Below are 20131 nucleotides of genomic sequence, written 5' to 3' on the forward strand. Positions count from 1 at the left end.
AAATATTGCTTTAGCTGATGCTAAAAGAGGTGTTGCAATGTTCAAACAAAAAGACATCAATGTACCTGTATTAGGTATTGTTGAAAACATGAGTTATTTCACACCTGCCGAGTTACCAAATAACAAATATTACATTTTTGGGAAAGATGGCGCTAAAAATTTAGCTGAAGATATAGATACTGCTTTTTTAGGGGAAGTTCCTTTAGTACAAAGTATAAGAGAAGCTGGTGATGTTGGTCATCCAGTTGCATTACAAGATAACACACCTTTAGAAAAAGCATTTTCAGAAATCACTAAAAATGCACTTTCTCAATTGGTAAAAAGAAACAAAGAGTTACCAGCTACTGAAATTGTAAGAATTACAACAATGAGTGGGTGTAGCACTAAATAAAAACTATGAGCACTGAAGAACTAAAAACAACTATTGAAATAGCATTACAAGAGATCAGGCCTTATTTGGAAGCTGATGGTGGTAATATTAAATTAGTTGAAGTTACCAACGATACTGTTAGCGTACAGTTAGAAGGTGCTTGTTTAGGTTGTTCAGTAAATCAAATGACGTTGAAAAATGGTGTTGAGGCAACTATAAAAAGACATGCGCCACAAATTAAACAAGTTATTGAAGTTAGTGGTATTAGATTTTAGATTTTTATTAATATTTTTTTTAAAAAGAGCGACTTAAGTCGCTCTTTTTTACTTTTAAATTCAATTATTAATTCTAGTTAGCAAAGTAGTATTAACTTATTTATGAAATTTAACGTAATTAATACTATTTTACAGTAATTTTAGTGTTTCATAAGTGACTTAATCAATTGGTTTTATATTGTTTTAGTGATTAGAATAAAGCTTAAATTTTAAAAAAAATAAAGTTATGTTAAAAAAAATTATTAAAGGATTAGGAATTTTCATCATAGTTTCTATTATTGCTTTAGCGATTGTACCGTTTGTATTTAAAGACAAGATTAAAGCATTGGTTTTAAAAACGATGAATGAAAAAGTTGATGCAGTGGTTGCTTTTAATGAAGTTGATTTGAGTTTGTTTAAAAATTTTCCCAAAGCTACTGTTAGCATTGATGATTTAAGTATAGTAAATAAGGTGCCTTTTGAAAATGACACGTTATTTTATGCGGACAACTTTATACTTAAAATGAGTATTAAAGAGCTTTTTAAAGCGGAAGGAGAACCTATGGGTATTGATGCTTTTAGCATTGAAAACGCTAAGGTGAGCGTTATTTTTAATAAGGACGGTTTGGCAAATTATGACATTGCCTTAAAAGATAAAAATGAAAGGGACAGTATTAAAAATAATGACTTTTCCCTTAATTTTCAGCAGTATAATATTAAAAATCTTCGCTTCACCTATTTTGATGAAGCGTCTAAAATGAGTGTTATTCTTGACAGTATCAACCACGAAGGAAGCGGTGATTTTAAAAATAAAATTTTGGATTTAGACACCAAATCTAACGCGAAATTGGCTGTTTCTATTGATAAGACAAACTATTTAAAAAACGTAACATTGTCACTTGATGCGGTACTGGGATTGGATTTAGAAAATTTTAAATACACATTTAAGGAAAATGAAGCTTTGGTTAATTTGTTGCCTATTGCCTTTGACGGATTTATTCAGATGACAGACGCTGGGCAATTGTATGACCTAAAATTTAAAACGCCAACATCTTCATTTAAAAACTTTTTGGGGTTAATTCCTGAAATGTATTCAGGGAAGTTGGATGGGGTGAAAACATCTGGTGATTTTAAGGTAAACGGTATTGTAAAAGGTATATATACTGAAAAAAACATTCCTGCATTTGATATTGAAATTGCTTCTGATAATGCCTCATTTCAATATCCTAATTTACCCAAATCGGTAAAAAATATTGTAATAGATTCCCGTATTGTAAACAAAACCGGAATATTTAACGACACCTATGTAAATTTCGATAAACTTTTGTTTACCATTGATCAAGATGTGTTTAACGCAAAAGCAACCATTCAAAATATTGTTGAAAATCCGTTGATAAATGCCGAACTTAAAGGAATTGTAAATTTGGCAAATGTTTCCAAGGCGTATCCCATAAAATTAGAAAAACCATTAACGGGTATTTTAAAAGCAGATGTGGTAACACGTTTTGATATGAAATCGGTTGAAGCAAGCCAGTACCAAAACATTCAAAATTCAGGGACCATTACTGTAACCGATTTTAATTATGAAAGCAAGGAAATGGCAAAACCATTTAAAATTAAACAAGCCGCCATTGCTTTTAATCCAACCCAAATCCGTTTGAATAAATTTGATGGGGAAACCGGAAATTCCGATTTTCATGTGACGGGAAGTTTGGATAATTTTTATGGATTTCTTTTTAAAGATCAAGTGCTGAAGGGAAATTTTGAGATGACTTCCCAGCAATTTGAAGTTGCCGATTTTATGGAAACTAAATCTGACACAACTTCAACTAAAACAAGCAAAGAAGCACTTAAAATTCCTGCATTTTTAGATGTTACCATCGCCGCTAAAGCAACAACAGTGGTTTATGATAATTTAAATTTAAAAGAAGTTTCGGGGAATTTGGCAATTAAAGATGAAGCCGTTTCATTAAGCAATTTAAAAATGAATGCTTTTGGAGGGCAAATAGCATTAAGTGGTATGGTTTCAACCAAAGAAAAAACACCGAAATTCAAAATGGATTTAGACTTAAATGCCTTGAACATTTCAGAATCTTTTACGCAACTAGCGATGTTAAAAGCCATTGCTCCAATAGCCAATGCTGTTATTGGTAAGTTAAATTCCACAATAAAATTATCGGGAAATTTAACCAATAATATGACACCCGATCTTAAAACAATTTCAGGAAATTTGATTGGTCAATTGTTGGACTCTAAATTAAGCCCCTCCAATTCACAACTCCTTACTGCTTTAAGTTCAAATGTAAAATTTATTAATCTTGAAAAGTTAAATTTGGATGCTTTGAAAATGGCATTGACTTTTAAAGATGGAAAAGTAGAAATAAATCCTTTTACGCTTAAATATCAAGATATCAATATTGAAGTTGCAGGTTCACATGGCTTTGATCAAAGTATGGCATATAACTTAAAATTTGATGTTCCAGCAAAGTATTTAGGTACGGAAGTCAATAATTTAATTTCAAAATTAACACCTGCCAATGCAGCAAAAATTGAAAATTTTCCAATTAATGCCATTTTATCAGGAAGTTTTGCCAATCCGAAAGTTTCAACAGATATGAAACAGGCTACAACCAATTTAGTAACGCAATTAGTAGAAATGCAAAAAGGAAAACTGATTGACCAGGCAACGGAGGCTTTAGGCAACCTAATTCCAGGTAAAACGAAAGTTGATACTACTCAAACTAAGAGTGTGGATACGATAAAAGAGGTAACGCCAATTAAAGAATCATTAAATAATGTTAATGACAGTATTGTTAAAAATGCTTTAAAGAATTTGTTTAAAAAGAAGCAATAAGAATAGTTAACTAGATGATTAAAAAAAGGGAGCAATAAGCTCCCTTTTTTTAATCAAAATATTATATTTTCTTTACCTAAACCAACTTATTCGCAATTAGGTATTCACCAATTTGAATAGTGTTGGTTGCAGCTCCTTTACGTAAGTTATCAGCTACAATCCACATATTTAAAGTATTTGGTTGAGACTCATCTCTACGAATACGCCCAACAAAAACTTCATCTTTATTATGTGCGTAAATTGGCATTGGATAGGTGTTTGTATCTAAATTATCTTGCACAATAACTCCAGGTGTTTGACTCAATAATTTACGAACTTCACCTAAATCAAAATCATTTTCAAACTGAACATTTACAGCTTCAGAATGTCCACCAGCAGTTGGAATACGAACCGCAGTTGCTGTCACAGAAAAAGAAGAGTCGTTTAAAATTTTCTTTGGTTCTTTTACCAATTTCATTTCTTCTTTCGTATATCCATTCTCTAAAAATACATCACATTGTGGAATAGCATTTCTGTTAATTGGGTAATGATATGCCATTTCACCTTTAATTCCATTTGCTTCATTTTCAAGTTGTTGAACTGCTTTTACACCTGTTCCGGAAACCGATTGATACGTAGAAATTACCACACGTTTCATTTTGTATTTTTCGTGTAAAGGTGCTAAAGCCATCACTAATTGTATGGTTGAACAATTAGGGTTTGCAATAATTTTATCTTCTTTAGTTAATACGTTTCCATTAATTTCTGGCACTACTAATTTTTTAGTAGGATCCATTCTCCAAGCAGAAGAATTGTCAATAACAGTAGTCCCAACTTCAGCAAATTTAGGAGCCCAAATCTCAGAAGTAGTTCCACCTGCTGAAAATAAAGCAATATCAGGTTTAGCATTTACTGCATCTTGCAACCCAATAACTGTGTAGTTTTTTCCTTTATAGGAAATTTGTTTACCAACTGATCTTTCTGAAGCCACCAAAATTAATTCAGTAAATGGAAAATTTCGTTCTTCTAAAACTTTTAACATTACGTTTCCTACCATCCCGGTTGCACCTACTACTGCTACTTTCATCTTTTAAAATCTTATTAGTTTAATTAGAATACAAATTTTGTAAAAAAATGTAACAACTAAGAGTAATTAACTGAAAATTAACAAATAAATATTTTTGTGTTAAAAAATGATTGTATGGTTCAAGCACAATTAGTTGTCATAAAATATGTAATTTTGCAAAAAATCAAAAAAGAATGACTACTACAGGAAAAATGGAATTAATGGCTCCTGCCGGAAATTTTGAATCAATGCAAGCAGCTTTAGATAATGGTGCGGATTCAATATATTTTGGCGTTGAGCAATTAAATATGAGAGCGCGAGCATCTATTAACTTTACGTTGGATGATTTACAAGAAATTTCAGACAGATGCAAAGCAAAAAATGTAAGAACATATCTTACGCTTAATACTATTATTTACGATCATGATTTATCAATAGTTAAAACACTCATTCAAAAAGCAAAAGATGCAGATATTACTGCTGTAATTGCCATGGATCAGGCAGTAATTGCAACTGCAAGAGCTATTGGAATGGAAATTCACATTTCTACTCAAATAAATATTACCAATATTGAAACGGTTAAATTTTATGCCATGTTTGCCGATACAATGGTTTTGAGCAGAGAGTTAAGTTTACGTCAGGTGAAGAAAATTACAGAACAAATTGTAAAAGAAAATGTTTGTGGTCCTTCAGGAAATTTAGTTGAAATTGAGATTTTTGGTCACGGTGCTTTATGTATGGCAGTTTCTGGAAAATGTTATATGAGTTTGCATTCAGCAAATTCTTCAGCAAATAGAGGAGCTTGTAAACAAAATTGCAGAAAAAAATACACGGTTATTGATCAGGAAACTGGTTTTGAAATGGAGCTAGACAATGAATATATAATGTCACCAAAAGATTTATGCACTATTGATTTTTTAGATCAAATTGAAGAAGCAGGTGTAAAAGTTTTAAAAATTGAAGGTAGAGGTAGAGCTCCTGAATATGTGGCAAATGTAATAAAATGTTATAGAGATGCTATTGATAGTATTGAAGCAGGTACTTATGATAAAGAAAAAGTAATTTCTTGGATGTTGGAGTTAGAAAAAGTTTACAATCGTGGTTTTTGGAGTGGCTATTATTTAGGTCAAAAATTAGGTGAATGGAGTAACGGATCAGGAAGTCACGCAACCCAAAAGAAAGTGTATATTGGAAAAGGAATGCATTATTTTCCAAAATCAAACATTGGTGAATTTAAAATTGAAGCGTATGATATAACCGTAGGTGATACAATTTTAATTACAGGACCAACAACAGGAGCTAAAGAAATGGAAGTGAAAGAGATGTTTGTAAATGATGTAAATGCCCAAAAAGGACAAAAAGGAGATTCAGTTACTATTAAATTAGAATTTAGAATTAGACCCTCAGATAAATTATATAAAATTGTTGAAAATAAAGTAGAAGCTTAAATGGTAATTGTCACCTTACAAAGAGCCAAGTGTATTGGTTGTAATTACTGTGTTGAATTGGCACCTGCCCAGTTTCAAATGTCTAAAAAAGATGGTAAATCTGTATTACTCCATTCCAAAGAAAAAAAAGGGTTTTTCACCATTAAATCTCCTGATGAAACCATTTTTGAGGAGAGTATAAAAGCTAAAGAGGCTTGCCCAGTGAAAATTATTGATGTGAAACAGACTTAAAATCTATTTTTTAACGTTTTACAGTTAGTAATTTTAATTTATCTTTACAAATTAGTGAAGATTGTAAGATTGAATATTCAATTTTATTTAACTCAAATAAATTCAGAAATATATGAGCTGTAATAGTTGCTCTTCAGATATAAATAGTGTTCCAAAAGGTTGTAAAAGTAATGGAAGTTGTGGTACAGGAGACTGTGAAAAACTTTCAGTATTCGACTGGTTAGGAAATATGGCGTTGCCAACAGGTCAAGAGCCAGTTAATATTGTAGAAGTTCGTTTTAAAAATGGACGAAAACATTTTTATAGAAATCATGAAAATTTACCCATTTCAATAGGTGATATTATTGCTGTTGAAGGAAATCCTGGACATGATATTGGAACTGTTTCTTTAACAGGAGAATTAATAAAAGTTCAGTTAAAGAGAAAGGGAATTGGAAATGATAGTGAAGAAATCAAAAAAATATACCGAAAAGCCTCTCAGAAAGATATAGATATTTGGACAGCTTCAAGAGATAAAGAGTATGATACCCAATTTCGTGGTAGAGAGATTTTAGGAAGGTTAGGCTTAAAAATGAAACTTTCTGATGTTGAATATCAGGGAGATGGAAATAAAGCAACTTTTTATTATACTGCGGAAGAACGCGTAGATTTTAGACAATTAATTAGAGATTTTGCAAGCACATTTAACGTAAGAGTTGAAATGAAACAAGTTGGTTTGCGACAAGAAGCAGCACGCTTAGGAGGTATTGGATCTTGCGGTAGAGAACTTTGTTGCTCTACTTGGTTAACCGATTTACGTAATGTAAATACATCTGCAGCGCGGTACCAACAATTATCTTTAAATCCTCAAAAATTAGCAGGTCAATGCGGTAAATTAAAATGTTGTTTAAATTATGAATTAGATACGTATTTAGATGCATTAACAGGTTTCCCAAAACAAGATATTGAACTAAAAACCGAAAAAGGTGATGCTTTTTTTATCAAAATGGATATTTTTAAAGGTTTACTTTGGTATACTTATAAAGAAAACAGAGCTAAGTGGTTTAAACTTACTTTAGAACAAGTTCAAGAAATTATTGCTTTAAATAAAGAGAATGAATTAGCAAGCCCATTAGAAGAATATGAAGCTGATATTATAGAAGTTGCCAAAGTTGAATTTGAAAATGTGGTTGGACAAGATAGTTTAACAAGATTTGATGCCCCAATTCGAAAAAAGAAAAAAAATAATAAAAGTAAATCCAGAAACAATCAAAACCAACCTAATAAGTCTCTTGAAGTTCAACAAAAAGGAAACCAGCCTAATAGGAAGCCTAATGTTGTAAAAAGGAAACCAGATCAGCCAATAAAAAAAGAAGCACAAAATCCACAAAAACCAAATCCGAATCAGAAAAAACAAGTTGAAGCTGGACAAAAACCAGCATCAAACCAACCAAAAATTAATAAAAACAGAAACAAAAAAAGAAGACCACCTAGAAAAAGTGAAAACGATACTAAAAACACATAAATATATAACAATGTCTATAATTGCATTGTTGTTATTTTCATGCAATTCAAATATGGTTTTTGATCAATATAAAGCTATTGAAAACCATCAATGGCATTCAGAAAATGATATAAATTTTATTGTGAGTAACTTAGATACTATTTCCGCCAGAAATGTGTTTATAAACATAAGAAACAATAAAAAATATGAATTTAGTTCATTGTTCTTAATTGCAAAAATGGAATTCCCTAGTGGATATAGAGTGGTTGATACCCTAGAATATGAAATGACAGATTCTTATGGGAACTGGCTAGGTTCAGGTTTTACAGACATTAAAGAAAACAAACTTTTTTATAAAGAAAATGTTGTTTTTTCTGAAAAAGGTGATTATAAATTTAAGGTTCAGCAAGTAACAAGAAGCGTTCATGATATTGAAGGAAAACTTCCTTTGAAAGGTATTACAGATGTAGGTTTATATATAGAAAAAATTAAAAAATGAAAAAAACAACAACTTCAAATAATCAGTTTTCTTATTATATAAAATGGTTTTGGATTGCTATTTTAGGAGGAACTTCTGTAATAATACTCTTATTTTTATTAGCTTCATGGGGAGTTTTTGGAGCACTTCCATCATTTGAAGAGTTAGAAAATCCAGAACATAATTTAGCTACTGAAGTAATTTCAATAGATGGTGTTACATTAGGTAAGTATTTTAAAGAAAATAGAACTCCTGTAAAATATAAAGATTTACCCGATAATTTAATAAAAGCTCTAGTTGCTACTGAAGATGAACGTTTTTATGAGCACTCGGGTATTGATTTTAAAGCGAGTATACGCGCTGTAACAATGTTAGGAAAAGGAGGTGGAGGTAGTACTATTACTCAGCAATTAGCCAAATTATTGTTTCATGGAGAAGGTTCAAAAAATTTACCAGAAAGAATACTTCAAAAAGTAAAAGAATATGTAATTGCAATTCAATTAGAACGTCAATATACAAAGCAAGAAATTTTAACCATGTACTTAAACAAGTATGACTTTTTGAACTTAGCAGTTGGTATTCGTTCAGCATCTCGTATTTATTTTGGAAAAGAACCTATTGATTTAACAATCTCAGAGTCTGCAATGTTGGTTGGAATGTTAAAAAATGCATCGTATTTTAACCCTTTAAGAAGAGAACAATTAGTAAAAGACAGAAGGAATACAGTTTTAGGGCAAATGTATAAGAATGAATTTATTACAGAAGTTCAAAAAGATTCATTGCAACAAAAAGACTTAGAATTAAATATAAATAGGGAAACCCATAGTGACGGGTCTGCTACTTATTTTAGAGAGTATTTACGTGACTACATGAAGACTTGGATAAAAAACAATCCTAAACCAGACGGTACAGAATATGATTTACACCGTGACGGACTTAAAATTTATGTTACTATAGATTCGCGTATGCAGCAATATGCTGAAGATGCTATGAAAGAGCATTTGTCTAATTTACAACGTATATTTTTTAAAGAACAAAAAAGAAATAAAACAGCACCGTTTTACGATATAGATTCAAAGCAGATTGCTATTACCATGGAGCAAGCAATCAAACGTTCTAATCGTTGGATTCGAATGAAATTAAATGGCGCCTCTGAAAAAGAAATTAAAGCTTCTTTTCAAGAGAAAACAGCTATGAAAGTTTTCTCATGGAAAGGAGAAATAGATACAATTATGTCGCCATTTGATTCTATAAAGTATTACAAACACTTTTTAAGATCAGGTTTGCTTTCTATTGAACCACAATCTGGTCATGTAAAATCTTGGGTTGGTGGAATAGATTATAAATATTTTCAATTTGATGCTGTAAAACAACAAAAACGTCAAGTAGGTTCAACATTTAAACCTTTTGTATATGCAACAGCTATCAATCAATTAAACTTATCGCCTTGTGATAAATTTCCTAATACGCCATATACAATTCCAAAAGAAAAATATGGCATGCCAGAAGATTGGACTCCTGTAAATTCAGGTGGAAAATATGGAGGTGAACTTACTTTAAAACAAGCATTAGCAGGCTCTGTAAATGTGATTACAGCAAAGTTAATTGATATGGTACGTCCTGAAAATGTGGTCACTTTAGCCAAAAGTGCAGGTATAGAAAGTGAAATACCTCCAGTTCCGGCAATTGCCTTAGGGTCAGTAGATTTATCACTTTATGAAATGGTTGGAGCTTATACAACTTTTGCTAATAAAGGTTTAAGAGTTGAACCAATAATGTTGTTGAAAATTGAAGATAAAAACGGAACAGTTTTAGAACAATTTATTCCAAATTCTAAAGAAGTTTTAAGTGAAGAATCAGCCTATGTTGTTATTAATTTATTAGAAGGTGTTACAGAGTCAGGTTCAGGAATTCGTTTACGCACACAATCTGGGTCTTATCCTGATAACGTTGTAACGGGCTATCCATATAAATTTACAAATCCTATTGCGGGTAAAACAGGTACAACTCAAAATCAATCAGACGGTTGGTTTATGGGAATTGTACCAAACTTAGCAACTGGTGTTTGGGTTGGCGCTGAAGATAGAGCAACTCATTTTGCGGGCATTACCTATGGACAAGGGGCTTCTATGGCATTGCCAATTTGGGCGCTATATTATCAAAAATTATATGCTGACACAACCTTGAATGTAAGTCAAGAAAAATTTGAGAAACCTAAAAATTTAAGTATAGATATTAATTGTGACGATGTAAATGAAACAGATGAGAATTCAATTAAAACTATAGACGAAAATCCAGAATTTTAATAATTGAATTATGATAAATAAAGTAGTAAATAATGCACAAGAAGCTTTACAAGGTGTAGAAGACGGAATGACTTTTATGCTTGGTGGTTTTGGTTTGTGTGGAATACCGGAAAACTGTATTTCAGAACTAGTAAAATTAGATGTTAATAATTTAACATGTATCTCTAACAATGCAGGAGTTGATGATTTTGGATTAGGGTTGTTATTACAAAAACGTCAAATAAAAAAAATGATTTCTTCTTATGTAGGAGAAAATGATGAATTTGAGCGTCAAATGCTTTCGGGTGAACTTGATGTAGAGTTAATTCCACAAGGAACTTTAGCGGAAAGATGTAGAGCTACAGGAGCTGGAATCCCTGCTTTTTATACGCCTGCAGGGTATGGGACCGAAGTTGCTGAAGGAAAAGAAACAAGAGAATTTAATGGTAAAATGCATATACTTGAACATGCATTTGATCCAGAATTTGCATTTGTAAAAGCTTGGAAAGGAGATACAGCAGGTAACTTAATATTTAAAGGAACGGCTCGTAATTTTAACCCAATGATGGCAATGGCAGGGAAAATTACTGTTGCTGAGGTTGAAGAATTGGTAGAGGCTGGGGAATTAGATCCAAACCAAATTCATACTCCGGGTATTTTTGTTCAACGTATATTTCAGGGGAAAGATTATGAAAAGAGAATTGAACAACGTACAGTAACTCCAAAATCTTAAGTCATGGCTTTATCAAAACAACAAATAGCGCAAAGAATTGCACAAGAATTACAACATAATTGGTATGTAAATTTAGGAATAGGAATTCCAACTTTAGTTGCCAATTATGTACCTAAAAACATAGATGTTGAATTTCAATCTGAAAATGGTTTATTAGGAATGGGGCCTTTCCCAATTGAAGGAGAAGAAGATGCCGATTTAATTAATGCAGGGAAACAAACGGTTACTATTTTAAAGGGTGGTTCTTTATTTGATTCTGCATTAAGTTTTGCTATGATTCGTGGTCAGCACGTTCAATTAACTGTTTTAGGAGCAATGGAAGTTGCTCAAAACGGAGACATTGCAAATTGGAAGATTCCAGGGAAATTAGTAAAAGGAATGGGTGGAGCGATGGATTTAGTAGCTTCTGCAGAAAATATTATTGTAGCTATGATGCACACAAATAAAGCAGGTGAATCAAAAATATTAAAAAACTGTTCTTTACCGTTAACAGGTGTAAATTGTGTTAAAAAAGTAGTCACAAATTTAGCTGTTTTAGAAATAAAAAATAATGCTTTTTATTTAATTGAAAGAGCTCCAGGAGTGTCTGTTGAAGAAATTAAGGCAGCAACAGAAGGAGATTTAATTATTGAAGGAGAAATTCCAGAAATGAAATTTGACTAAGAATAAAACAACAACTTTGCCCCTTTTTTTAGGGTTTAAATAAAACTTAATGAAAATTATATCATACAACGTTAATGGAATAAGAGCTGCTTTAAAAAAAGGCTTTATAGATTGGTTAATAGCTACAAATGCCGATGTAGTTTGTATTCAGGAAACAAAAGCACATAAAGAGCAGTTAGATTTAAGTTTATTTGAAGAAGCAGGCTACCCATTTCATTATTGGTTTTCAGCTCAAAAAAAGGGGTATAGTAGTGTTGCTATATTATCTAAAACCCAACCCAACCATATTGAATATGGAACAGGTATAGAAACCATGGATTTTGAAGGTAGAAATTTACGTGTAGATTTTGATGATGTTTCAGTAATGAGTTTGTATTTACCTTCAGGAACTAATGATGCCCGTTTAGAATTTAAATTTGGTTATATGGCTCAATTTCAGGAGTATGTAAATAATTTAACAAACGAAATACCTAATATTATAATTTGTGGAGATTACAATATTTGTCATGAAGAAATTGATATTCACAACCCAAAAATGAAAGGTATTTCTGGGTTTTTACCAGAGGAAAGAGATTGGCTAGGGAACTTTATTGATAGTGGTTTTGTAGATTCTTTTCGTCATTTAAATAAAGATCCACATCATTATTCTTGGTGGAGTTATAGAGCTAATGCCAGAAATAATAACAAAGGTTGGCGAATAGATTACCATATGGTAAGTGAGCCTATGAAAGAGAGGATTAAAAGAGCATATATTTTACCGGAAGCAAAACATTCTGATCATTGCCCAATAGTTGTAGAAATTGAATAAATTAAATAATAAAACCTCAATATGTTTAAAAAAATAGTAGTTATAGTTGTAATCATGTTCACATTAAATTCATGTGTTTCAAAAAAGTTGTATCAAGAATTAGAGGGTAAGTACTCTAATTTACGATCTTCAAATTCAGATTTAATTAAAGAAAAAGATGATTTACTAGCTTCAAAAAAAGCATTGGAAGAAACTTTAAATAAACTTAAAAGTGAATATGCGAATCTATCAACTCAAAAAGAAATTTTAGACAATAATCTTGCATCACTTCAAAATAAATATAAAAATTTAGAAGAATCATACACGATACTTTCAACTCAAAGTTCAAAAAAATTAGCTGAGCAAGCAGCAAAAAATCAACAACTTTTACTAGAACTAGAAACGAAAGAGCGAAAAATGGCACTTGAAAGTGCTCGATTAGAAGAACTTCAAAAAGAATTAAGCAAACGTTCTGAACAAATAAATGAACTTCAAAGCTTAATTGATGCTAAAGAAGCTCAAATGCAGCAATTAAAAAATGCAATTTCTAAAGCGTTGCATAATTTTGAAGGAAAAGGATTAACGGTAGTTCATAAAAATGGAAAAATTTACGTTTCTATGGAAAATAAATTATTGTTTGATTCTGGAAGTTGGGCTGTAGGAAGTGAAGGTAAAAAAGCGGTTGAACAATTAGCAAGTGTTTTAGCTGAAAACAATGATATTCATATGCTTATTGAAGGTCATACAGATAACGACCCTTATGCAAGTGCAGTGTTGTTAGACAATTGGGATTTATCTGTAAAAAGAGCAACAGCTATTGTTAGAATTTTAAAGGATAAAGGTGTAAATCCAACTCAAATTACAGCTGCGGGAAGAGGGGAATTTGTTCCTGTTGACACCAATAAAACAATTGAGGGAAAAGCAAAGAATAGAAGAATTGAAATTATTTTAGCGCCTAATTTTGATGAGATTTCAAAACTTTTAAACGAATAGTAATAAAATGAATAAAGTAATTTATATCACCTTTTTATTAATAAGTAGTATAGGTTTTTCACAAACAGAAACTTTAAAACTTGAACAAATTGAAGACACCAAAGAAATGTTTTCAGATGTTGACTCTTTGTTTTTAGATAAACCAGCATCTTTTTCGCTTAAAATTGACAAAGATGCAGCTTTAATTGATAGTTTGTGGTTAACGGAATTAATTAGATCACCACTTTATGACACCATTCAATATGTAATAAAAGATGATGAAATATTAATTTCAGAATTGGAAGAATTACCAACCGATTTATTAAAAGAACGATTAAAAATTTTAGACAGTAAAACTCCATTTCATATTGAGTATAATAAAAGTTTAGAACAGGTTATTAGAACGTATTTAAGCAGAAGGAAAGCTACATTTTCAAATTTAATGGAAAAAGCACGTTATTTTTTCCCAATGTTTGAAGAACAATTAGACAAATATGATATTCCTTTGGAAATGAAATATTTAGCAATTGTAGAGTCTGCTTTAAACCCTAAAGCCACTTCAAGAGTTGGAGCAACTGGTTTATGGCAATTTATGTATCAAACAGGAAAACAGTTTGATTTAAATGTGAGTTCATATGTTGATGAACGATCCGATCCATACAGAGCTACCGAAGCTGCTTGTAAGTATTTAGAAAGCTTGCATGAAATATTTGGAGATTGGGATTTAGCTTTGGCAGCCTATAATTCCGGACCTGGAAATGTAAATAAAGCAATAAGACGATCGGGAGGTAATAAAAATTATTGGAACATTCGCCATAATTTACCACGTGAAACCGCAGGTTATGTGCCTGCTTTTTATGCAACATTGTACATTTTTGAGTATGCAAATGAGCATAATATTAAAGCAAGAGAAAGTGCCATCAATTATTTTGAAACAGATACGGTTCAAATTAAAAGACAATTAACATTTGAGCAAATTTATGAGACTTTAAATGTTGATATAGAAGTACTTCAGTTTTTAAATCCACAATATAAATTAGATATTATTCCATATATAAAAGGGAAAAATTATACACTTACTTTACCCTTAAAAGATGCTGGAAATTTTATTAGTAATGAACAGCAAATCTACGCGTTTGCTAATGTTGAAGAATCCAAAAGAGAAAAACCTATACCTGAATATGTTGAAATGAATGACAGAATTACTTATAAGGTTAAAAATGGTGATTATTTAGGGAAAATAGCAGATAAATATGGTGTTTCAGTAGCTAAAATTAAGCAATGGAATAACATGAGAAGTACTAATTTACGTATTGGACAACGCATCACAATTTATCCAAGAAAATTGAATGTGGTAACTATTTCAAAGACATCAAATCAAGCAAAAAAAGCTTCAGAGAACGTAATACCAAAAGGTAAATTTAATACATACACAGTAAAATCTGGCGACTCATTATGGTTAATTGCCCAAAAATATGCAAATGTTTCTGTTCAAGATATTAAAGATTGGAACAATATTTGGAGTGTTAAAAGTTTACAAGCAGGAATCAAATTAAAAATATTTAATAAATAAGATGAAATGAGCATGTTTCTATTCTTCTTTCCGAAAATAAGCATGAATAGCAAACAGCAACGGATCATTTTATAAGACTTAAAATTAACAAATGAAAAAATTAGGAATCCTTTTAGTTATACTTTCTTTTTTAATTTCTTGTGAATCAGGAAAAAATCAAAGAGTATTGGTGGCTGCAAATGGTAGAATTAACAATTTACTTGTAGTAATGAAAAATAGTGAGTGGCAAGGTGAAATTGGTGATGAATTGAGAAAGTTTATTGCAGAACCAGTTTTAGGATTACCTCAACCCGAAGCTCAGTTTGAAGTTTCTCAAGTTCCTATTGAAAACTATGGAAGTATGTTTAAATCTAGCAGAAGTATTTTAAATATAGGTATAGCCGATAAAAATTCTTTTACAATAGGCACAGATGTTTACGCAGCACCTCAAAAAATAATTACTATTACGGGTAAAAGTAAAGAAGATTTGATAGAGATGATTCAAAAAAATAGCTCAAAAATTGTTTCTGAATTTAAAGATTCAGATTTAAGAGCCGTTAGAATGAAAATTCTTAAAAAATACTGGGAGCCTTCAACAATGGAAACCTTTAAGCAGCAAGGATTTTCATTAAAAATACCTCAGGAATATAGTAAAGTGGAAGATAATGGGGAGTTTGTTTGGTACAGATATCATTTATTTGGAGGAAATAGCATGGAGTTAATGTGTTATACAATTCCAATTACTTCAGATGATGATGTAAATGGAAATAACATTGTAGCAAATAGAGATGCTTTTGGCAAAAAAAATATTCCAGGTCAAATAGAAGATTCTTATATGATTACTGAAGAAGCTTATACACCACACGTCTTTGAAGTTGAATTGGACGGCAAAAAAGCCTTTGAAACCAGAGGAAAATGGGAAGTTAAAGGAGTATATATGGCAGGTCCGTTTTTAAGTTATACCGTTGTTGATAAAGCAAATAACCGTTTAGTTGTTGTAGAAGGTTTAACTTATGCACCATCTATAAATAAACGCGATTATATGTTTGAGTTGGAAGCTATTTTAAAAACGCTTAAAATAAATTAAAACCTTACAACTACATATCCATTATTAGTTTTTATATTATGCTTACCGTTCCAAGTATAATAACGTTGTCCTTTTACGAAGACAATCTTATGATTTTTAGGTAATTTTTTTACAACTACAACTTTTGCAGGAGTAGTTATAACAGTAGTAACATATGAAGTATTAGAAAGTGGAAATAACAGTGTAATAATTACAATAAAAAAAAGTCTCATAACTAAAGTTTTAAAGTTTAGTTATGAGACTTTTTAATTGTATAAAGGTTTAAAATTAGTTATCCATTTTTGTCCAACTATCTCTTAAAGGAACAGTTCTGTTAAATACTAATTTTGTTGAGGTTGTATCTTTATCAACACAAAAATACCCTAAACGCTGAAATTGAAATCTATCTAAAACTTTAGCAGTTTTTAAACTTGGTTCAACAAAAGCATCAATAACTGTTAATGATTCTGGATTTAAAAATTCTTTAAAATCTTTATCTTTATGTCCATCAGGTGCTTCGTCAGTAAATAAGCGGTCGTATACTCTAACTTCAGCTTTTACTGCATGTTTTGCTGAAACCCAGTGTAAAGTACCTTTTACTTTACGTTTACTAGCTTCAGTGCCACTTCCACTTAAAGAATCTTCATCGTAAGTACAGTAAATTTCAGTTACTTCACCGTTTTCATCTTTTAAGCAACTTTCAGCTTTTATAATGTAAGCATTTTTTAAACGTACTTCGCTTCCTAATTTTAAACGAAAGAATTTTTTATTGGCTTCTTCCCTAAAATCTTCTTTTTCAATATATATTTCACGAGAAAAAGGGACTGCTCTACTACCAAAACCATCTTCATAGTCGTTATAACTGGCATCTAAAAACTCCTCTTTTTCTTCAGGATAATTGGTAATTATTACTTTTACAGGATCTAAAACAGCCATAACTCTTGGCGCTGTTTTATTTAAATCGTCTTTTATACAATGTTCCAATAACGCAACGTCAGTCACATTATCTCGTTTGGAAATTCCAGCTGTTTCGCTAAATATTTTAATAGATTCAGGTGTATAACCTCTTCTTCGTAAACCTGAAATTGTAGGCATACGCGGATCATCCCAGCCTGTAACGATTTTCTCTTCAACCAATTGCAACAATTTACGTTTGCTCATTACCGTATAACTTAAGTTTCTACGAGCAAATTCACGTTGTTTTGGTCTTAATTTTGCGGCATCATAAACCTGATCAACATACCAATCATATAAATCTCTATGGCTTTTAAATTCTAGTGTACAAATTGAATGTGAAATTTGTTCAAGGTAATCAGATTCACCGTGAGTCCAATCATACATAGGGTAAATACACCAATCATTCCCAGTTCTGTGATGTTTTCTTTTTAAAATACGATACATAATTGGATCACGCATGTGCATATTTACATGTTTCATATCAATTTTTGCGCGCAGTACATGAGAGCCTTCTTCAAACTCTCCATTTTTCATTCTCAAAAATAAATCAAGATTTTCTTCAACACTTCTATCACGGTTTGGAGAATTAGTTCCTACTTCAGTTGGCGTTCCTTTTTGTTTCGCCATTTCTTCTGAAGTCTGATTATCTACATACGCTTTTCCTTCTTTAATTAAAGCAACAGCCCAATCGTATAATTGTTGAAAATAATTAGAAGAATACAATTCTTTATCCCATTTAAAACCTAACCACTGCACATCATATTTAATAGAGTCAACATATTCCTGTTCTTCTTTTGCTGGGTTTGTGTCATCAAAACGCAAATTTACAGGCGCATTGTATTTTAAACCCAATCCAAAATTTAAACAAATAGAAGCTGCATGCCCAATGTGTAAATACCCATTTGGTTCAGGTGGAAACCTAAAACGCAGTTTTTCTTTCGGTAAGCCGTTTGCTAAATCTTCTTCAATAATTTGTTCTAAAAAATTCAACGATTTTTTTTCTTCACTCATAATATATCAAACTAATAAGCCACAAAATTATCGATTTTTTTTGGCAATACAACTATAAAATAAAGAACCGAAGTGCATAATGTATTTATATTAAATATTAAATACTTGTTTTTTTGGGCGTTCCCTTCCAGGTCAGGCTTTCGCTACTCGCTTTTTTTAGTTGCAAAAAAGCAACAAAAAAAGAGCTCAAACAAATCGCTCTATCCCTAACGCAAATTTGATTTACGGTTTTTGAGTTTAGATTTATAAAATTTTATATGGTAAACCTAATCAGAAACCTTTCCTTTCATTTTTTAAATTCAGAAGCTATGTATTTTCTAAAATCACAAATAACTAATTATAATTTTCAAATCTAAACTCAAAAACCGTAAATCATAAATCGTAAATCGTAAATTTGCACGACTTAAATTTAAACATGGGAACAATAAAAATAAAAAATATCCGAGTTTATGCATATCATGGATGTTTGGTTGAAGAAGGTAAAATAGGTTCAGATTATCGTGTAGATGTATCTGTGAAAGCAGATTTATCAACCTCAGCAAAAACTGATAATCTTACTGATACGGTAGATTATGTGCACTTAAATAAAATAGTAAAAGAAGAAATGGCTATACGTTCTCAATTACTGGAAGAAGTTGCAAAGCGAATATTAGACAGAATTTTGCTTGAAATACCAATTGTAAAAAAGGCAGATGTAGCAGTTTCAAAATTAAATCCACCCATAGGTGGTAATGTAGCCATGGTTACTATTGAAATGAGTAAAAACAGATAATTTAAGAATACAAGATTTAAATAAACCAAAACGCAGCCTAAATTTTTCTTTTTATAATTACAGCACTAAAACTTTAAAACAATAATTTAAAAAATACTTGCGAACAAATTAAAAATACGTAAATTTGCAATCCAATTAAGGCGTCGTGGCCGAGTGGCTAGGCTGGGCTCTGCAAAAGCTCCTACAGCGGTTCGAATCCGCTCGATGCCTCAAAAAAACCTAAGCTTTTGCTTAGGTTTTTGCTTTTATTTAACACTTTGTTAAGTATAAAATCATGTATCTTTGTAACTATTAACTTTATTTATGAAGATTTACCCTATTGAAACAGGAAACTTTAAGTTAGATGGTGGCGCCATGTTTGGAGTCGTTCCTAAAGTTTTATGGCAACGCACAAACCCTGCAGACAGTAATAATTTAATTGATATGGCGCTTAGAACCATGCTTATTGAAGATGGCGATCGGCTTATTTTAATTGATACGGGTGTAGGAAATAAACAATCAGAGAAATTTTTTGGCTTTTATTATATGTTTGGAGACTTCTCTTTAGATGCTTCATTAGCTAAATATGGTTTTCATAGAGACGATATTACGGATGTTTTTTTGACACATTTACATTTTGACCATTGTGGAGGAAGTATTCAATGGAATAAAGATAGAACAGGTTATGAACCAGCCTTTAAAAACGCTAAATTTTGGAGTAATAAAAATCATTGGCAATGGGCTACCGAACCTAACATTCGAGAGAAAGCATCTTTTTTAAAAGAAAATATCAACCCAATTGAAACGAGTGGTCAACTAAATTTTGTGGATTTACCAACAAATGATTTTGTTAAAAATTCAGAATTAGGATTTGATATATTATTTGCTAATGGACATACCGAGAAGCAAATGATTCCACACATTCAATACAAAGATAAAACCATTGTTTTTGTAGCTGATTTATTACCAACAGTAGGTCACATACCACTGCCATATGTAATGGGATATGATACACGACCGTTATTAACTATGGACGAAAAAGCTACATTTTTAAACAAAGCGGCTGATCATAATTATTTGTTGTTTTTTGAACACGATGCAACCAATGAATTATGCACAGTTAAGCACACAGAAAAAGGAGTACGATTAGATCAAACATATAAATTTAACGAAGTATTTAATTAATCAATA

The 20131-nt window shown here is 31.2% G+C and carries 19 protein-coding genes and 1 tRNA gene; 17 read left to right on the top strand and 3 right to left on the bottom strand.

What is annotated here, in order from left to right; translation table 11 throughout:
• The 3 genes from ABY863_RS06880 to ABY863_RS06890 form a co-directional block, all read left to right on the top strand.
• The coding region (locus ABY863_RS06880; protein WP_372793525.1) for a P-loop NTPase at positions 1 to 391 on the top strand (391 nt) is incomplete at its 5' end.
• A 5-nt stretch (positions 392 to 396) separates the two neighbouring features.
• The gene (locus tag ABY863_RS06885) at positions 397 to 645 is read left to right on the top strand and encodes a NifU family protein (protein ID WP_372793526.1); all 249 of its coding nucleotides are present in this window, start codon (positions 397 to 399) and stop codon (positions 643 to 645) included.
• Between the two features lie 226 nt (positions 646 to 871).
• Positions 872 to 3478 carry an AsmA-like C-terminal region-containing protein gene (locus tag ABY863_RS06890; protein WP_372793527.1) on the top strand — a complete coding sequence of 869 codons (2607 nt, stop codon included), beginning with the start codon at positions 872 to 874 and terminating at the stop codon, positions 3476 to 3478.
• A gap of 76 nt (positions 3479 to 3554) precedes the next feature.
• Here ABY863_RS06890 and ABY863_RS06895 read toward each other — a convergent pair whose 3' ends face one another.
• Positions 3555 to 4544: an aspartate-semialdehyde dehydrogenase gene (locus ABY863_RS06895; protein WP_372793528.1), complete on the bottom strand. Its 990-nt coding sequence runs from the start codon at positions 4542 to 4544 to the stop codon at positions 3555 to 3557.
• Positions 4545 to 4717: 173 nt separating this feature from the next.
• On the opposite strand from ABY863_RS06895, the gene ABY863_RS06900 reads away from it, so the two are divergent.
• The 11 genes from ABY863_RS06900 to ABY863_RS06950 all read left to right on the top strand — a co-directional run bounded on the left by ABY863_RS06900 (position 4718) and on the right by ABY863_RS06950 (position 16242).
• Positions 4718 to 5971 carry a peptidase U32 family protein gene (locus ABY863_RS06900; RefSeq protein ID WP_372793529.1) on the top strand — a complete coding sequence of 418 codons (1254 nt, stop codon included), beginning with the start codon at positions 4718 to 4720 and terminating at the stop codon, positions 5969 to 5971.
• Positions 5972 to 6202 (top strand): ferredoxin, encoded by a 231-nt coding sequence (locus ABY863_RS06905; protein ID WP_372793530.1) that lies wholly within the window; start codon positions 5972 to 5974, stop codon positions 6200 to 6202.
• Positions 6203 to 6314: 112 nt separating this feature from the next.
• The gene (ricT, locus tag ABY863_RS06910; protein WP_372793531.1) at positions 6315 to 7706 is read left to right on the top strand and encodes a regulatory iron-sulfur-containing complex subunit RicT; all 1392 of its coding nucleotides are present in this window, start codon (positions 6315 to 6317) and stop codon (positions 7704 to 7706) included.
• A gap of 10 nt (positions 7707 to 7716) precedes the next feature.
• A complete protein-coding gene (locus ABY863_RS06915) occupies positions 7717 to 8184 on the top strand; it encodes a gliding motility lipoprotein GldH (protein WP_372793532.1) in 468 nt (155 codons plus the stop codon).
• Positions 8181 to 10469: a penicillin-binding protein 1A gene (locus tag ABY863_RS06920; protein WP_372793533.1), complete on the top strand. Its 2289-nt coding sequence runs from the start codon at positions 8181 to 8183 to the stop codon at positions 10467 to 10469. Before ABY863_RS06915 ends, ABY863_RS06920 begins: the two co-directional genes overlap by 4 nt.
• A gap of 10 nt (positions 10470 to 10479) precedes the next feature.
• The gene (locus tag ABY863_RS06925; protein ID WP_372793534.1) at positions 10480 to 11181 is read left to right on the top strand and encodes a CoA transferase subunit A; all 702 of its coding nucleotides are present in this window, start codon (positions 10480 to 10482) and stop codon (positions 11179 to 11181) included.
• A 3-nt stretch (positions 11182 to 11184) separates the two neighbouring features.
• Positions 11185 to 11844 (top strand): 3-oxoacid CoA-transferase subunit B, encoded by a 660-nt coding sequence (locus ABY863_RS06930; protein ID WP_372793535.1) that lies wholly within the window; start codon positions 11185 to 11187, stop codon positions 11842 to 11844.
• 49 nt (positions 11845 to 11893) lie between these two features.
• Positions 11894 to 12652 (top strand): exodeoxyribonuclease III, encoded by a 759-nt coding sequence (locus ABY863_RS06935; RefSeq protein WP_372793536.1) that lies wholly within the window; start codon positions 11894 to 11896, stop codon positions 12650 to 12652.
• Positions 12653 to 12673: 21 nt separating this feature from the next.
• Positions 12674 to 13624, top strand: coding sequence for an OmpA family protein (locus ABY863_RS06940; RefSeq protein ID WP_372793537.1), 951 nt, complete (start codon positions 12674 to 12676; stop codon positions 13622 to 13624).
• A 7-nt stretch (positions 13625 to 13631) separates the two neighbouring features.
• Positions 13632 to 15176, top strand: a complete 1545-nt coding sequence (locus ABY863_RS06945) for a LysM peptidoglycan-binding domain-containing protein (protein ID WP_372793538.1) — start codon at positions 13632 to 13634, stop codon at positions 15174 to 15176.
• Between the two features lie 91 nt (positions 15177 to 15267).
• Entirely contained in the window at positions 15268 to 16242 is a 975-nt protein-coding gene (locus ABY863_RS06950; protein ID WP_372793539.1) for a DUF4837 family protein, read from the top strand.
• Here ABY863_RS06950 and ABY863_RS06955 read toward each other — a convergent pair.
• Together ABY863_RS06955 and ABY863_RS06960 are read right to left on the bottom strand one after the other, a co-directional pair.
• Positions 16239 to 16454: a DUF6515 family protein gene (locus ABY863_RS06955; RefSeq protein ID WP_372793540.1), complete on the bottom strand. Its 216-nt coding sequence runs from the start codon at positions 16452 to 16454 to the stop codon at positions 16239 to 16241. The genes ABY863_RS06950 and ABY863_RS06955 overlap by 4 nt on opposite strands.
• A gap of 55 nt (positions 16455 to 16509) precedes the next feature.
• Positions 16510 to 18189, bottom strand: a complete 1680-nt coding sequence (locus ABY863_RS06960) for a glutamine--tRNA ligase/YqeY domain fusion protein (protein WP_372793541.1) — start codon at positions 18187 to 18189, stop codon at positions 16510 to 16512.
• Between the two features lie 415 nt (positions 18190 to 18604).
• On the opposite strand from ABY863_RS06960, the gene folB reads away from it, so the two are divergent.
• The 3 genes from folB to ABY863_RS06975 all read left to right on the top strand — a co-directional run bounded on the left by folB (position 18605) and on the right by ABY863_RS06975 (position 20125).
• Entirely contained in the window at positions 18605 to 18961 is a 357-nt protein-coding gene (gene folB / locus ABY863_RS06965) for a dihydroneopterin aldolase (RefSeq protein ID WP_372793542.1), read from the top strand.
• 139 nt (positions 18962 to 19100) lie between these two features.
• Positions 19101 to 19171, top strand: a tRNA-Cys gene (locus ABY863_RS06970).
• Positions 19172 to 19264: 93 nt separating this feature from the next.
• Positions 19265 to 20125: an MBL fold metallo-hydrolase gene (locus ABY863_RS06975; RefSeq protein ID WP_372793543.1), complete on the top strand. Its 861-nt coding sequence runs from the start codon at positions 19265 to 19267 to the stop codon at positions 20123 to 20125.
• Positions 20126 to 20131 lie beyond the last annotated feature (6 nt).

The sequence above is a fragment of the Lutibacter sp. genome (genome assembly GCF_041562875.1).
In the GTDB taxonomy this organism is placed as follows: Bacteria; Bacteroidota; Bacteroidia; order Flavobacteriales; family Flavobacteriaceae; genus Lutibacter.

Coding starts and splice junctions, on each gene's coding strand:
- ABY863_RS06895 (WP_372793528.1), bottom strand. CDS start 4,544: ATGAAAGTAGCAGTAGTAGGTGCAACCGGGATGGTAGGAAACGTAATG.
- ABY863_RS06955 (WP_372793540.1), bottom strand. CDS start 16,454: ATGAGACTTTTTTTTATTGTAATTATTACACTGTTATTTCCACTTTCT.
- ricT (WP_372793531.1), top strand. CDS start 6,315: ATGAGCTGTAATAGTTGCTCTTCAGATATAAATAGTGTTCCAAAAGGT.
- ABY863_RS06930 (WP_372793535.1), top strand. CDS start 11,185: ATGGCTTTATCAAAACAACAAATAGCGCAAAGAATTGCACAAGAATTA.
- ABY863_RS06940 (WP_372793537.1), top strand. CDS start 12,674: ATGTTTAAAAAAATAGTAGTTATAGTTGTAATCATGTTCACATTAAAT.
- ABY863_RS06920 (WP_372793533.1), top strand. CDS start 8,181: ATGAAAAAAACAACAACTTCAAATAATCAGTTTTCTTATTATATAAAA.
- folB (WP_372793542.1), top strand. CDS start 18,605: ATGGGAACAATAAAAATAAAAAATATCCGAGTTTATGCATATCATGGA.
- ABY863_RS06885 (WP_372793526.1), top strand. CDS start 397: ATGAGCACTGAAGAACTAAAAACAACTATTGAAATAGCATTACAAGAG.
- ABY863_RS06915 (WP_372793532.1), top strand. CDS start 7,717: ATGTCTATAATTGCATTGTTGTTATTTTCATGCAATTCAAATATGGTT.
- ABY863_RS06900 (WP_372793529.1), top strand. CDS start 4,718: ATGACTACTACAGGAAAAATGGAATTAATGGCTCCTGCCGGAAATTTT.
- ABY863_RS06925 (WP_372793534.1), top strand. CDS start 10,480: ATGATAAATAAAGTAGTAAATAATGCACAAGAAGCTTTACAAGGTGTA.
- ABY863_RS06960 (WP_372793541.1), bottom strand. CDS start 18,189: ATGAGTGAAGAAAAAAAATCGTTGAATTTTTTAGAACAAATTATTGAA.
- ABY863_RS06905 (WP_372793530.1), top strand. CDS start 5,972: ATGGTAATTGTCACCTTACAAAGAGCCAAGTGTATTGGTTGTAATTAC.
- ABY863_RS06950 (WP_372793539.1), top strand. CDS start 15,268: ATGAAAAAATTAGGAATCCTTTTAGTTATACTTTCTTTTTTAATTTCT.
- ABY863_RS06935 (WP_372793536.1), top strand. CDS start 11,894: ATGAAAATTATATCATACAACGTTAATGGAATAAGAGCTGCTTTAAAA.
- ABY863_RS06890 (WP_372793527.1), top strand. CDS start 872: ATGTTAAAAAAAATTATTAAAGGATTAGGAATTTTCATCATAGTTTCT.
- ABY863_RS06975 (WP_372793543.1), top strand. CDS start 19,265: ATGAAGATTTACCCTATTGAAACAGGAAACTTTAAGTTAGATGGTGGC.
- ABY863_RS06945 (WP_372793538.1), top strand. CDS start 13,632: ATGAATAAAGTAATTTATATCACCTTTTTATTAATAAGTAGTATAGGT.